The following is a 16,143-nucleotide window of genomic DNA, read 5'->3' on the forward strand; positions in this document are numbered from 1 at the left end:
AGCAATTCAAGTAGTATTGGATAGGTTCTATCCTATCTCTACATATAAGTTTCCCTATATGCTGACTATTTTAGCTACTAACTCATGACTAAAGTCACAAGTGTGTGTAGCTATTTTTTAATCAAATTTAAACATAATATTCACTCATATTGCTTAATTTAGCAATAATTCCTCCTAATCATATATTTATATATAATTATACAGTAAAATTACAACATAGTCTAACCTACTTCAAACATGAAATTTGTTATTATATAAAAAGTAAGAACCTGATAATAAAGCAATTTAAACTTTTTATCAGGCTCTTATCTTATCTATCTCTTAGCGCTATGACAACTCTTACTACTTGAGCATCCAGAGCAACCACATCCACAACTGCTACCATTCTTTTTTAAATTTTTAACCATATGCATTACAGCTAATACCATTAATACTACTACAACAGCTGCTATAACAAATGTAGCCATATTCATCACTCCTTATTTATGTGAATTAATTTTTCATATAACTTAATTTACCGATTTTTTCTTTTTTCATATTTCTATTTGAATAAGCTAAAACTGCAAAGACCACTGCTACTGCTACAATTATAGATATTATTGCCCCAGCAATACTTCCTCCAGTACCTAGAACTAAACTTCCAACTTGATTGATAAGAAGAGCAACTATATATGCTATTAAAGTCTGGAATCCTAATGTAATCCATGTCCATTTCCAAGAACCCATTTCTCTTTTTATAGCTCCAATAGCTGCAAAGCAAGGTGCACAAAGCATATTGAATGCCATAAATGCAAACGCACTAGCTACTGTAAACATACTTGCAACTGAACCAAGAAGTGCTGGGTCTTGCTCTGTTGCATCTGATATACCAAATAAAACTCCAAACGTTCCAACTACATTTTCCTTAGCTACTAGACCTGTAACTGTTGCTACTGATGATTGCCAGTTTCCAAATCCAAGAGGTGCAAATATTGGTGCAACTATATTTCCTAAGCTAGCTAGTATACTATCTCCAGCATCTACCATTTGTAATGACCAGTTAAATGATTGTAAGAACCAAATTACTCCACAAGCTACAAATATAATTGTTCCTGCCTTTATTATAAATGCTTTTCCTCTATCCCACATGTGTATTAAAACACCTTTTGCACTTGGAACATGATATTGAGGTAATTCCATAACAAAAGGAGATGGTTCTCCTGCAAATAAACTAGTTCTCTTTAATATAATTCCGCAGATGATTATCATTACAATACCTAAGAAATACATTGATGGAGCTACCCATGAAGCACCTCCAAATAATGATCCTGCAAATAATGCTATTATTGGAATCTTTGCTCCACATGGAATGAATGTAGTTAACATAATAGTCATTTTTCTATCTCTATCATTCTCTATAGTACGAGTTGACATAACTCCTGGAACTCCACAACCTGAACTTATAAGCATTGGTATAAATGATTTCCCTGAAAGACCAAACTTACGGAAAATTCTATCCATTATAAAAGCTACACGTGACATGTATCCACAGTCTTCTAGTATTGATAATAGTAAGAATAAAAGCATGATTTGTGGTACAAATCCTAATACTGCTCCAACTCCACCAATTAGACCATCAACTACAAGCCCTTGCAACCACTCTGCTACATTTAAAGAAGCTAGAAAATTACTCACATTTCCTTGAATAATTTCTCCAAACAGTACATCATTTGTCCAATCAGTTGCTATAGTGCCCAACGAACTTACTGCGATATAGTAAACTCCCCACATTATAAGTGCAAAAATAGGTAATGCTAGTATACGATTTGTTACAATCTTATCTATCTTATCTGATACAGTTTCCTTACCTTTTCTATTCTTCTTTATTATATTCGAAATTATTGAACTAATAAATTCGTAACGATTGGCTGTTATTATACTTTCACTATCATCGTCCAATTCATCTTCACAATTTATAGTTATTTCTTCAATGCTATTCAATATTGTTTTAGAAATGCCAAGTTTTTGTATAACATTTTCATCTCTTTCAAATAGCTTTATAGCTAACCAGCGTGTTTCCACATCTATATATGGAGTCTTTTCTTCTATTATTTTTTCAATTTTTTCTATTGCTTCCTTACTTTCATCAACGAAAGGTAATTTGAAATTTAATTTATTATTACTACTTGCAAGTTCAACTGCCTTTTCAGCAGCCTCCATAATTCCTTGACCTTTAACTGCAGTTACTTCTACTACTGGGCAACCTATAATTTCAGATAGTTTTTTAATATTTATCTTGTCACCACTCTTGTTAACAATATCCATCATATTAAGAGCTATGACAGTCGGTATACCTAACTCTAAAACTTGAGTTGTAAGATATAAATTTCTCTCTATATTTGACGCATCTACAATATTTATTACTGCATCTGGCTTATCATCTAACATAAAATTACGTGTAACTACTTCTTCTAATGTATATGGAGATAAAGAATAAATACCTGGTAAATCTACTATTTCCACATCTTTATTTCCTTTTAATTTTCCACCCTTTTTTTCAACTGTTACTCCTGGCCAGTTCCCAACATATTGTGATGAACCTGTAAGCCCATTGAACATCGTTGTCTTACCACAGTTTGGATTTCCTATGAGACCTATTTTTATTGACATTTCCATTCCTCCCATTATTATTTAAGTACATAACTATTTGTGATATAGAAAATCATTCTCACTATATAATTACATTAATCCTACTCTAATTAATTTTATTATTCCACAATAATTTTTTCTGCATCTGATTTACGAATTGATAGTTCATAATCTCTGACTGTTATTTCAATTGGGTCTCCAAGAGGGGCTACTTTTCTTATAAATACATCAACACCCCTTGTAATCCCCATATCCATTATACGTCTTCTTGTGGCTCCTTCTCCTTCTAACTTCTTTACTTTTACAGTCTCTCCACACTTAATATCCTTTAGTCTGTTCATATCATTACCTCCCTATATTATTATTCTACTTGCCATTTTTTTATCTAATGCAACTCTAGTATCTTTTACATCTATTATTAAATTCCCATCTATCTTAGAAATTATTTTAACATTTGTACCTACTACAAAACCTATACTATTTAAAAAAGTTCTTGTCTTATCACTTCCTGAAATTTTCTTTATAACTACTTCTTCACCTGTATTTGATAACATCAATGGCATCATATAATATTCCTCCTCTTAAACCAATTTAAATTTACAAACAACTTCTATCTTATATATAAATCACAATTTCTTAAATTTTAACTTGTTAAAATAATTACCTATCTTTTTCCTTATTCTTACAATTCCTAATTTTGATTTAAGTCTATCACAATAGTATATTTTTTGCAAGTGATTATTGTATTCTTTTGATTTTTTTTCTCATTTGGTTTATTATATTAATAAAATCTATAAAAATTCATACTGCTATCCTATATATTTTGAGATTTCTCTTAGATGCTCATAACCATATTCTGTATAAGAATGCTCTTTTGATAAAGACATTATTCTATAGTAATGATTTTTTTCTTTTCAATGTAATTGAATATTAATCTAATCCAATCAAAAAAACGTAATTAATTCTATGATTCTACTGACTATATCTATCTCAAAAAATATAATGACACTACTAATATTTTTTAACATTAGTAGTGTCATTATGTTTTTCAAATTGATTAAATCTTCTATATTTTATAATAAAACATATTAGTCTAAACATTTAGATATAAAATTTTTTCTTTAATATTAAACACTTCTGTTTGAGCATTAGAATAGTTTTTTGAATATGTATCAATAAAACCATGATTTGCGTCTAAAATTTCAATTTGAATATTTTGTCTTCTAGAAAGTTGGGAAGAAACATAATCAACATCGAATGAATCGTATTTTGCAAACACTAGCAAAATAGGACATGTTGGAATTACATCCATATAATCTCTAATTCGGGAGCCATAACAACAAATTATACCATCACATAAAGAATTTTCACTACATCTCCATGCAATAGTTGCACCTACACTATACCCAACTACAAATACATGTTTATACTCCGATTTTAAACCATTTATAAGTTTTTCTACTTTTTTATAAATATCAAACCTAATATTATTTATAAAAAAATCATATGCTTCTTGAGCTTTTGAGTATGAAAAAACTCTTTTTTCTCCTAAGAGTTCTGGACAAAACACATCATACCCACCTTTATAATACTTTTGACAAACATCTTTTATAAAATTATTAACTCCATAAATTTCATGCAGTACAACAATAGCTATATTACTTTTATGTACATACTTAATCAGATTGTCCACCGCCTGTCGATATTTTTTACATTTAGTTTAATGTATTCTTTTAAGTATGTCAATTTACTATCTCTAAAATTTGACTTATAAAATAATCCGTTTCTTACGATAAACTTTCTGCAAAGTAAAATTGACTAAGTAGTAAAAATCAACACTCCTGTACCAATATTATACAAGATATGCAGTAGGCATGACCCCCACAGGCAATTAGTTTTTCGATATACTAAATCACATAAAAAGTGAAGTAATATAAGGCATATCACATAAAATCCAGATAGAATTGCAAATGAAAAATATCCATTTGAAATCCATTTTACAGGGTAATGTGTAGATAGAAAAAGAAAAGCATTAATAGAAGATGAAAGTACACTATTTTTTATTAATCCAGTTAACCTTGTTTGAATATACCCTCTAAAAACAATTTCTTCTGAAATAGCAGAAACAATAAATGTAACAACCATAAAAACAGTAGGTAATTCAAAATCAACTTTTTTTCCTTGCATAATTCCATCTGTTAAAATAACGAAAATTACGAGTACAGTAGCACCAAAAACTCCATACAAAAGACCTTTATTTAAATTTCGCATTGTAATCCCAATCGTATTTAGTTTTTCCTTCGAAAGTAGTACAAATCCCAGTCCTATAAGTAAAATCAAGATTGACAATATCATTTGTGAGTTAGTTAAAATTGTTGAACTTAAATTTGTTGTATACAAATAACCTTGGAAAAACAATAGTAACATGGATATCAAATAAATAAATATTGCTTTTACTCCATCATTTTTAGAATAATTCTTACATAACAAAGCATATTCTTTATCTTCAAATATAGTTTTAAACGTTATAAACACTCCTTTCTAATTAAATTCTTATTTATTTCTCATATTTTATCATAAATATATGTTTAAATCAAATTAATTCCATTTATTACATAAATCAGAGATAATAAAATTAAAAAATTAATTTCATTAAAGCTATATTTATAATTATTTAAATATTTACAAGATTATAGCTATATAAAATATAACTATTAAAAAGGAGTATATCATTATAATTTTAAAAATCATAAATGATATACTCCTAAAAATCCACTTAACTTATATTAAATTTATTTTCCAAAATATCTATTTAATAATCCTAAGAATGCTTTACCATGTCTAGCTTCATCTTTACACATTTCATGTACTGTATCGTGTATAGCATCTAATCCTAATTCTTTAGCTTTCTTAGCTAATTTTAATTTTCCATCAGTTGCACCATACTCAGCGTCAACTCTAACTCTTAAGTTTTCTTGTGTATCTGCAACTACAACTTCTCCAAGAAGTTCTGCAAATTTAGCAGCATGCTCAGCTTCTTCAAAAGCTATTCTCTTGTAAGCTTCTCCTACTTCTGGATAACCTTCTCTATCAGCTTGTCTACTCATTGCTAAATACATTCCTACTTCTGTACACTCTCCAACAAAGTTAGCTCTTAATCCTTCGATTATTTCTTCATCTACACCTTGAGCAACTCCTATTCTATGCTCATCAGCCCAATTTTTTTCACCTTTCATTTCTTCAAATTTATCAGCTCCAACTTTACATACTGGACATTGTGCTGGTGCAGCATCTCCTTCATGTATATATCCACATACTGTACAAACAAATTTTTTCATAATTACTTTCCTCCTAAATTTTATATATCAAATTAAATTTTTTATTTATTAAGTTAATCTATATATACCCGTAACATATACCTTTAAACAATTTTTTTAAAGTTTTTTTCTAAATACTTATTTTCCTTGTGTTAATAGTATGTTTCTATAATAATGTCCTTCTAATTTTATCAGTTCTTTATGATTTCCAGATTCCACAATTCTACCATTTTCTAAAACTATTATATTATCACAATTTGATATTGTACTTAATCTATGAGCTATAATTATACTTGTCTTTCCATAAGTTAAGCTATTTATTGCCTCTTGAATTTTAGCTTCTGTTGCTATATCTATATTACTTGTAGCTTCATCCAAAATAAGTATCGGGGCATTTTTTAATACTGCCCTAGCAATACTTATTAATTGTTTTTGACCTTCGCTTAGTTCTTCACCCCTATCCGATAATACAGTACTATATCCTTCACGCATTTTCACTATGAATTTATGTGCATTTGCTATTTTGCTAGCAGATATAACTTCTTCGTCGGTAGCCATCAGATTTCCATACCTTATATTCTCCATAACTGTATCATTGAATATATAACTTTCTTGTGGAACCACTCCAAAACAAGTTCTCAAACAGTTTTTGTCAATAGAATATATATCCTTACCATCTAAAAATATACTTCCTTCATCTATATGATAGAAATTTGTAATTAGATTTATAATTGTTGTTTTTCCACTTCCTGTCTCCCCTATAATGGCATTTGATGTACCAGCTTTGATTCTTAAGTTTATATCGTCTAAAATTCTTTTTTTTGAATCATAAGAAAAACTTACACCTTTAAATTCAATTTCTCCCTTTATAAAATGAGAGTTTAAATTACCATGTTTATTGTCATTAAGCTTATTTTTAAGCACACTATCTACTTGTTGTTCTTCTTTTTCATCTATAATTTCAAAAACTCTTTCGCATCCAGCTACGGCTGAAAGTAATGTATTAAACAGATTCGCCAATTCATTTAAAGGTCTTGTAAATTGTCGTACATAACTCAAAAAACTAGCTATAACTCCTATAGTTATAATATCCTTAGATGCAAGAGTACCACCTATAATACATATAGTTGCAAATCCTATATTACTAATCACATTCATAATAGGCATTAAAAGAGATGTATAAATTTGCGATTTAAGTGAAATATTTAGAAGTCTATCATTGATTTCTTTAAAATCATTTACAGATTTTCTTTCATAATTGAAAGATTTTACTACATTTATGTTTGATATCATTTCTTCAATATGAGCATTTAGCCTTCCTAACTCAACTTGTTGTTGCTTAAAAAAAATTCTAGTTCTCTTTGCAATAAAATTACTTACAGACATTACTATTGGTATTAAAATTATACTGCAAAAAGTTAAAACTGGGCTTAATATAAACATCATAATAAAAGTCATCAATATGTTTAAGATTCCTGTAATTAATTGTACTAATGAATTTGAAATTCCTGTACTGATATTATCAACATCATTTGTTACCCTACTCATAATATCTCCAGTAGAACTTTTATCAAAAAAGGTTATTGGTAGATTTTTAAATTTTAAAAATAAATTACTTCTCATCTCTTTAACTATACTTTGAGATAATCTAGCTGTACATATCCCTTTAGACAATTTAACTAAAAACTCAATTATATAAAATGAAAGTAAAATAATTATGCCTTTTAAGAAAATGGACTTTGAATAAGTATTAATATCTATTATGTCAACTACTTTTCCAATAGTATACGGTATTATAGTTGATATAACTGAATCAATTATTACTAGCAAAAAAATAAATCTAGTAATCTTTTTATCTTTTTTAAAGTAAATAAAAATTCTTTTAAACGTTTTTTTAAAATCTTTAGGCTTTTCTTTTTTCTTTAATCTACTGACCTTTTGATTTCCAGTACTTAAATTCAATATCCTTCCTCCTTAATTTACATCTTTATTTACTAAATTCTGCAACGCAAAAATTTTTTTATAAATTGGAGAACTAACCAGTAAATCTTCATGTGTAGCAAATCCAACCACCTCTCCCTCATCCAAGACTAAAATCTTATCACAGTCAATTATAGAACTAATCTTTTGTGAAATAGTTATTACAGTGCATTTCTTGTTTTCCTTTTCTCTTAAATTGTTTATATAATCTTTTATATTCTTTCTTATAGTTGTCTCTGTATTAATATCCATTGCACTAAAACAATCATCAAGAATTAATATTTGAGGTTTTTTTGCTATAGCTCTAGCTATAGTAATTCTTTGTCTTTGTCCTCCTGATAGATTCTTACCCCTTTGAAATAAAACCTCATCATAAGAATTTTCGAGTTTTGTTATAAATTGATTTGCATTTACTATCTCACATGATTTTGCAACATCTTCTCTACTTATATCCTTATTTCCCATAACTATATTTTCTAGTATGCTTTTACCAAACACACTGCTATTTTGAAATACTACACCGATTCTTTCCCTTAAACTATCTTCAGAAATACTGTATATACTATGTCCCCCAATCTTAATATCGCCTTTATCAATTATATATAATTTTTGAATTAAATTTATTAAAGAAGTTTTTCCTGAACCAGTTTGACCAATCACACCAATATTTTGACCTTCTTCTATTTTAAAAGATATGTCTTTTAATATTTTTTCATCTGTATTTTTATTATACGAAAAATCTACATTTTCAAAGACTATATCACCATTTGCAAACTTTAAATTTTTTTCTTCAGTATCTAAACTGGCATTTCTCTCAATTATTTCTTCATTCTCATCAATCAAAACTTCACTTATTCTTTCATAAGAAGCTTTTGCTCTAACAAAAACATTAAAAACATGTGAAATCATTATAAGTGATGTTAATATTCTAGTCATATAATTTACATAAGCAACTATAATTCCAATTTTAATTTCTCCTGAATAAATTAAATATCTTCCAATCAGTAATATTATTATTATAGAAACATTAATAATTATTGTAATTGTTGGTCTAAAAAACGACATCATAGTCGTAGCTTTTCTACTATTTTTAAAAAGCTCATCATTTAACTCTTCAAAACTTTTGTTCTCATAATCGTATCTACAAAATAGTTTGACTACTTTTATTCCACTTAAAAACTGTCTTAATTTTGAATTTACTTTATCTGTACTTTCTTGTACATTTTTAAATAATCTATATCCTATCTTCATATTGAGCAATATTATGATAAATATAATTAAAACTGCAATTAGAATAATTACTGACATCTTTAAATTTAATTTTATGGCTATAATTAAACTTCCTATACACATGATTGGCGATTTTATAAAAACCCTCATCATTCCATGAACAAATAGTTGCACTTGATTAATATCATTAGTAATTCTTGTTATTAATGAAGCTCTACCTAATTTGTCTATTTGTTTTAGTGAATACGTATTTATCTTTTCAAATACATCCTGTCTTAAATCATAAGAAAAAGATTGAGAAACTCTTGCTGAGATTAGACTTCTTGTTATTGAAAATATTGCTCCTAAAAAAGTTATACCTATCATTAAAGCTCCTGTTGATAATATGTAATCTAAATTTTTATTTGAAACTCCTATATCGATTATTTTTGCCATTATAGTTGGTTGAGCTAAATCACAAAAAGCTTCCAATGTCAAAAAAAATACCGCTGTTAGAAATAATGTTATATATTTTTTTATGTATTTTTTTAAATACTTCATTCAATCATCCCTTCATAGAATTTTCTCATTATCAAAAGTATATCACATAGCTAATTTAATTGATTATATCAATTATAAATATTTGATTTATCATTAATTTTTATACCATACATTTTATAAATTATTTTTTTTATTTCCTATATTTATAGCATACTATTATATATAATATATATGTATTAAAATTAAGACAAAACTTTAACTTTACTATTTGTGTAAAAAGTAATATAATTTAAAATTGATTATAAATCTAACTTTTTCTCTATCAAAATATTTTAGGAGGTGAGACATTTGAAAAAAACTAATAGTTTAAAAAAAATTTTAAGCTGGAATAATATCAAGAATTTAAAACCTTCAAACGGTTTAAAAGATATATTAGAAATCTTTAAAAATGACCTAAAAGATATACGTGGAAATTATGCAGTACTTATAATAGTTTTAGGTCTTGCTTTTTTACCATCCCTGTATGCTTGGTTCAACATAAAAGCATCTTGGGACCCTTATGGAAGCACTGCTAATATGCTTGTAGCGGTAACAAATGAAGATAAAGGAAATGAAATAGCAGGACAGAAGATTAATGTAGGAGAGCAACTAATTGAACAACTTAAGGATAACAAAAGTTTAGGTTGGCAGTTTGTAGATGAAAAAACCGCTCTTGAAGGTGTCAAAAAAGGTACTTATTATGCATCACTTAAGATTCCAAAAAATTTTACAAAAGATTTGACATCTTTAATTACAGATGATGTCAAAAAAGGTGAAATTATATATACAGTTAATGAAAAAATAAATGCAGTTGCACCAAAGATTACTGATAAAGGTGCTTCTACAATACAGTTACAAGTTAATCAGACTATAGTAAAAACAGTTAGTGAAATCGTTCTTGGTATATCAAATGGAGTTGGTGCAGGAATTGAACACAGTCTTCCAAAATTGACAAAAGTTGAAAGTTCTCTTATAGACCTTCAAAAGAGATTTGACCATATAAATAAGACTGTCGATTTAGCTTCTGATGCTACTTCAAAGTTATCTGATACAGTCAAAGATATTAAATCCGATTTGCCTACAATTAAAAAGACTTTGAATGATACAAAACTGTTATCAAGTGACTTAAAGAAATTCTTAGAGGATACAAATAATAATTTAGATGAACTTTCTCCTCTTATAAAGTCTGACTTAAATTTAATGGTTGATCTTTCATCTTCTGCTTCCTCTCTTACACTTAATTTAATTGATGCAGTAAATAGTGGCAGTGAAGATATACCTAAGTTAATAGATAATTTATCAGAAAAGCTTTCCAATTTACAATCTTTAAATGATACTTTGGAAAACTTTTTAAATAAATTAAATCAGCTTACATCAAACAATAGGTTGGATGATGTAATAGATAATCTTGAAGATTCTAGCAATAAAATAGATTCATCTATATCAACATTAAATGATATTAAAAACAAGGTTATATCTGGACAGCAACCATCTGTAAGTACTTTGAATAATGTTTTAAGCTTATCAAATGGTATTGGAAGAATTAACTTAAATATTTTAAATAATTTTGATTCGAAAATATCAAAACCTATAAATAGTATATTTGCAAACAGTATAAAAGTGGCAAACGATATAATCACTGTTTTAGATAAGGCAGAGGCAAAACTTCCAAAGGTTGAAGAAATACTTACTACTTCTCTAAGTCTTTCAGGAAATGCACAAGAAAGTATATCATTAATAAGAGAAAAACTTCCTTTAGCAAAAGGAATGTTGGATGACTTAATTGATACTTTAAGTAAAATTAGTAATGGTGAGGATATGAAAAAATTGGTCAGCTTACTTGAAAGTGATATATTGACAAAGTCTAATTTTTTAAAGGAACCTGTTGAAGTAAAAACAGAGAAATTGTATCCAATTGAAAACTACGGTTCTGCAATGACACCATTTTATAGTGTTCTTTCTACATGGGTAGGTATATTACTTATTTCAGCACTATTATCTACATCTGTACATGGAAACTATAAACCTTATGAAGTTTACTTTGGAAGAGGTCTTACTTTTTTAAGTATAGCTCTCGTTCAAGGATTCATAATTGGAACTGGAGATATACTATTATTAGGAGTAACAGCAAAGCATCCAATTTTATTGATACTTCTACTTATGTTTACTAGTATGGTATTTAACTTTATAGTGTATTCTTTGGTTTCTGTATTTGGAAATGTAGGAAAAGCAATTGCAATAGTACTATTAGTCGTTCAAATTGGTTCTTCTGGTGGTACATTCCCTATACAAGTTACACCTACATTCTTCCAAAGAATAAATCCTATAATGCCATTTACTTATGCAATAGGTGCTACAAGGGAAGCAGTTGGTGGTATATACGCTCCAAATCTAATTAAATACATATTGGTTCTCTTACTATTTATGATTCTGTCTATTTGTTTAAATGTAATTCTAAAAGGACCTATAAACAGAATTATAAAACCATTTAATGACAAATTTGGAGATAGTAATTTAACTGGTCATTAAAAAATTAATTCTGTATTTAAATATATTTTTTAAACTAATATTCTAAGTTCATATTAAAGGTAGTAGCTTTTTAGCTACTACCTTTTTCCAAATTAAAAACTAGCATCTACTATAAAGTATATCACGGAAAAAAAATTCGTTCTTTCCTAAATTTATTTTATGAATATTTAGATATATTCCTACTTAATAAACAATGATATACATAGTATTAATATATAACTTACATTATTTAATTCATGTAATCAATTATTCCTGAGTTTAAGTTATATAAATGCTTAAAACCTTCTTCTGCCAATAAATTACATGCAGTAACACTTCTATGACCACTTCTGCAATAAACTACTACTTTCTTATCTTTATATTCATAAATTTCATCTATGTTATTGATTAACTCCTGTAAAGATATATTTATAGCATTTTCTATTTTATATTCCCTAAATTCATCTTTAGTTCTTACATCCAATAGCAAAATATCCTTTTCATTTTTCATCATTTCTTTAAGTTGATTCTTATTTATATTCTTGTACATGTGCTAAGATTCCTCCATTTTATTTATATATTACTTATACCCTTTATTCTTCATCCAACAACAAATATTCTTTTTATATTTTTCTCTGCCATGTAAAAGATATACTTAATAAAACTTTTTTTATTGATAATAATCTGTTGATTAAAATAATTAAGAATGTTATGCTAATTATAAATTTATTTTAAAAAGAAAAGAGGTAATATAATATGTTTAAGCAAAAACTCTCTAAGTTATTATCTAGCACATTGGTACTTAGTATGTTATTTACTACTGCTCCAAATATTACTTTTGCTGATAGTAGTACAAAAGATAACTCCGAGAAATATCAAAGTTCTGATATAAAGCTAAATGATTACAGCAAAAATTCAGAATCTTATCCAAAAACTAAAGCTCTTGCTAAAGAAAAAATTAAAACTTTATTATCTAAATACGGAGTTGAAAATGCTCAATACGCTTTGATTGATAATGGTAAAATTGAGATTTCTGGTAATGGTGGAGTCTACAGTAGACAAGATAATAAAAATTTAACTAAGGATAACATGTATAATATTGCATCTATCAGTAAGCTGTTTACTACTACTGCTGTTATGAAGTTAGTAGAAGAGGGAAAAATAAAATTAGATGCTCCTGTTGTAAATTATATCCCTGAATTTAAAATGGCAGATGATAGATATAAAGAAATAACTCCAAGAATGTTGTTAAATCACTCATCAGGATTAATGGGAAGTAGTTTTAAAAACGCCATTTTATTAGAAGATAATGACACTTATAATCATGATAATTTCCTAGATGAACTAAAGAAACAAAGATTAAAAGCTAAGCCAGGGGCTTTTTCTGTTTATTGTAATGATGGATTTACATTAGCTGAAATTTTAGTAGAAAAAGTATCTGGAATGACATTTACTAACTTTATTGACAAGTACATAAATAATCCACTTAACTTACAAAATACAAAAACTCCAGAAAATAGTTTTGATAATTCAAAGCTTGCAAAAGCCTATGTACCTTATTTTGAAGATGCCGTACCACGAGATAACTTAAATACTATAGGTGCAGGTGGTTTATATTCAAGTGCAGAAAATCTGTGTACATTTGCACAAACATTTATGAGAAAATCAAATGGAATTCTTTCCCCTTCTTCAGTAAAAGCCATGGAAAACAAAGAATACTTAAATGGTCTATGGCCTGAAGGTGAAGATTCTATTCTAGGATATGGTTTAGGATGGGACTCAGTCAATACTTATCCATTTAATCAATATAATTTAAAAGCACTTACAAAAGGTGGAGATTCTTTACTATTCCACAGCAATCTTACGGTACTCCCAGATGAAAATATGGCAGTTGCAGTTATTTCTTCTGGTGGAGTTAGCACACATAATGAAGTAATTGGACAAGAAATTTTACTATCTGCATTAAAAGAAAAGGGTAGAATTAAGGAAATAAAACCAGATAAAACATTTAGTAAACCTCAACAAGTTAAAATGCCAAGCTATTTAAAGGAAAATAGCGGTCTTTATGCTTCTTCAAGCATACTAAAAGTTGATGTTAATGATAATGGCACTTTAACAATATCTTCTCCTTATGTAGAAAATGGACCTGAAGATAAATACGTATATATAGGACAGGATAGATTTTTATCTGAAAAAGGTAATAGTTGCCTGAAATTTGTAAAAGAAAAAAATAATATTACATATTTACACCTAAGCTCTTATGATAATCTGCCTGGATTAGGTCAAACTGCAAGTATAAATTATGCAGCCCAAAAACTAGATTCTAACAATATATCAGATAGTGTTAAAGAAAGCTGGAAAAAAAGGAATGGTAAGGGCTATTATCTAATAGATGAAAAGTATTCTTCACAGAGCTATATGTTTGGTTCTGTAAAAGCATCTTTTTATATCCATGATAGTACTCCAGGTTACTTAGTTAATACTAAAATAGTAGATGAGAACAATTCAAATGCTTTTATAGAAATCCCTGGTTCAATAGGTCGTGATTTAGGTGATATTAGAATATATAAGGAAAATGATACAGAATACTTAACTTTTGCTACACAAACATATGTAAGTGAAGATTCTATTACTAATTTACCATCAGAAAACTCTTTTACATTCCAAATAGATTCAAAAGGTTATGCAAAATGGTATAAAATCGGTGATGATATAGCAAATAAAAAAATAGAAGTTAATCTTCCTCAAAATTCATCTTTTGCTGTTTATGATGCTAAAGGAGTTCCTGTAAACTACTCTTTAGTTACAAAGAACAATAGAGTTAGATTGCCAAAAGGAGGCGTAATTGTTTTCTCAGGAAGCCCAAATGCTAGATTTGAAGTTATGTATCAAGATGAAGTAAATGCAAGTACACTTACAGGAACTGATAGATATGAAACTTCTATTAAGATAAGTCAAGCGGGTTGGGAAAATGCTGAAAATGCAGTTTTAATAAACGACTCAGCAATTGCAGATGCTTTAGCCGCAACACCACTTGCATATAAGAAAAATGCGCCTATATTATTAACTGGAAGCTCTCAAATAAATGAAAAAACTTTAGCTGAATTAAAGAGATTAAAAGTTAAAAATGTATATGTAATTGGTGGAGAAGCTTCTGTAAATGAAAAATCCCTAGATACTATAAAGTCAAATAATATTTCTGTATCTAGAATTTCAGGAAACGATAGATATCAAACTTCTATGAATATTGCTAAAGAATTGGACAGTATTAGTAATATATCAAAGATTTCAGTAGTTAATGGTGAAAAAGGATTAGCCGATGCAGTAAGCATTGGAGCTGTATCAGCTCAAAATGATATGCCTATAATACTTACTAATGAAAATAGCAATATAGCTGAAATAAATAACTTATTTAAAAACAAAAAAATCGATAAATCTTATGTGATTGGTGGAGAATACACAGTTTCTAAAAATATAGAAAGTAAACTTCAAAACCCACAAAGAATATCAGGTAGTACTAGAAATGAAACTAATGCAAAGGTAATAAAAGAATTTTATAAAGATTCTAAGATAGACAACCTATATGTTGCTAAAAACGGAATCAATAAACAAGATGATTTAATAGATGGGTTATCTGTTGGAGTTTTAGCTGGAAGAACTAAGTCTCCTGTAATATTAGTAGGAAACTTACTAGATTATAATCAAAAAGAACTATTTAAAACTATGAGATTTAAAACTGTAACACAGATTGGTGGAAATGGAAATGAGAATTCATTTAAGCAAATAAAGGAAATAGCTTAATATACTAAGAAAGACTGTATTCAAGTAATATTAATTGAATACAGTCCTTTTTTATTTCAGTTATAAACTTTATACGTATAAAAAATAAATTTAGATACTGCATGATAAGCACCTTAATATATGGATAAATCTAAAAAATTTTCCTGTCTTTAAGTTAGTA

Annotated in this window: 11 protein-coding genes and 1 pseudogene; 2 read left to right on the forward strand and 10 right to left on the reverse strand. The window is 27.8% G+C overall.

Features of this window, described 5'->3' with window-relative positions:
- Nucleotides 1–314 precede the first annotated feature (314 nt).
- From IR152_RS16640 to IR152_RS16680, 9 genes and pseudogenes are all read right to left on the reverse strand, one after another.
- A complete protein-coding gene (locus tag IR152_RS16640; RefSeq protein ID WP_227453026.1) occupies nt 315–467 on the reverse strand; it encodes a FeoB-associated Cys-rich membrane protein in 153 nt (50 codons plus the stop codon).
- 25 nt (nt 468–492) lie between these two features.
- Nucleotides 493–2,649 carry a ferrous iron transport protein B gene (feoB, locus tag IR152_RS16645; RefSeq protein WP_227453027.1) on the reverse strand — a complete coding sequence of 719 codons (2,157 nt, stop codon included), beginning with the start codon at nt 2,647–2,649 and terminating at the stop codon, nt 493–495.
- Between the two features lie 98 nt (nt 2,650–2,747).
- The gene (locus tag IR152_RS16650; protein ID WP_227453028.1) at nt 2,748–2,969 is read right to left on the reverse strand and encodes a FeoA family protein; all 222 of its coding nucleotides are present in this window, start codon (nt 2,967–2,969) and stop codon (nt 2,748–2,750) included.
- Nucleotides 2,970–2,981: 12 nt separating this feature from the next.
- Complete coding sequence (locus IR152_RS16655; protein ID WP_227453029.1) at nt 2,982–3,194, reverse strand: FeoA family protein; 213 nt, start codon at nt 3,192–3,194, stop codon at nt 2,982–2,984.
- A gap of 522 nt (nt 3,195–3,716) precedes the next feature.
- A pseudogene (locus IR152_RS16660) lies at nt 3,717–4,321 on the reverse strand (dienelactone hydrolase family protein).
- 125 nt (nt 4,322–4,446) lie between these two features.
- Nucleotides 4,447–5,163, reverse strand: a complete 717-nt coding sequence (locus IR152_RS16665; RefSeq protein WP_227453031.1) for a CPBP family intramembrane glutamic endopeptidase — start codon at nt 5,161–5,163, stop codon at nt 4,447–4,449.
- A 257-nt stretch (nt 5,164–5,420) separates the two neighbouring features.
- Nucleotides 5,421–5,966 (reverse strand): NADH peroxidase, encoded by a 546-nt coding sequence (locus IR152_RS16670; protein WP_227453032.1) that lies wholly within the window; start codon nt 5,964–5,966, stop codon nt 5,421–5,423.
- Between the two features lie 117 nt (nt 5,967–6,083).
- On the reverse strand, nt 6,084–7,907 hold the full coding sequence (locus IR152_RS16675; RefSeq protein ID WP_227453033.1) for an ABC transporter ATP-binding protein: 1,824 nt from the start codon (nt 7,905–7,907) through the stop codon (nt 6,084–6,086).
- A gap of 12 nt (nt 7,908–7,919) precedes the next feature.
- Entirely contained in the window at nt 7,920–9,695 is a 1,776-nt protein-coding gene (locus IR152_RS16680) for an ABC transporter ATP-binding protein (protein WP_227453034.1), read from the reverse strand.
- A gap of 279 nt (nt 9,696–9,974) precedes the next feature.
- Here IR152_RS16680 and IR152_RS16685 point away from each other — a divergent pair, with 279 nt between their 5' ends.
- Nucleotides 9,975–12,203 (forward strand): YhgE/Pip domain-containing protein, encoded by a 2,229-nt coding sequence (locus IR152_RS16685; RefSeq protein ID WP_227453035.1) that lies wholly within the window; start codon nt 9,975–9,977, stop codon nt 12,201–12,203.
- A gap of 229 nt (nt 12,204–12,432) precedes the next feature.
- Here IR152_RS16685 and IR152_RS16690 read toward each other — a convergent pair whose 3' ends face one another.
- Nucleotides 12,433–12,732, reverse strand: a complete 300-nt coding sequence (locus tag IR152_RS16690) for a rhodanese-like domain-containing protein (protein ID WP_227453036.1) — start codon at nt 12,730–12,732, stop codon at nt 12,433–12,435.
- Between the two features lie 206 nt (nt 12,733–12,938).
- On the opposite strand from IR152_RS16690, the gene IR152_RS16695 reads away from it, so the two are divergent.
- Nucleotides 12,939–15,983 (forward strand): serine hydrolase, encoded by a 3,045-nt coding sequence (locus tag IR152_RS16695; protein ID WP_227453037.1) that lies wholly within the window; start codon nt 12,939–12,941, stop codon nt 15,981–15,983.
- Nucleotides 15,984–16,143 lie beyond the last annotated feature (160 nt).

This window comes from Clostridioides sp. ES-S-0108-01 (genome assembly GCF_020662285.1).
Lineage (GTDB): Bacteria > Bacillota > Clostridia > Peptostreptococcales > Peptostreptococcaceae > Clostridioides.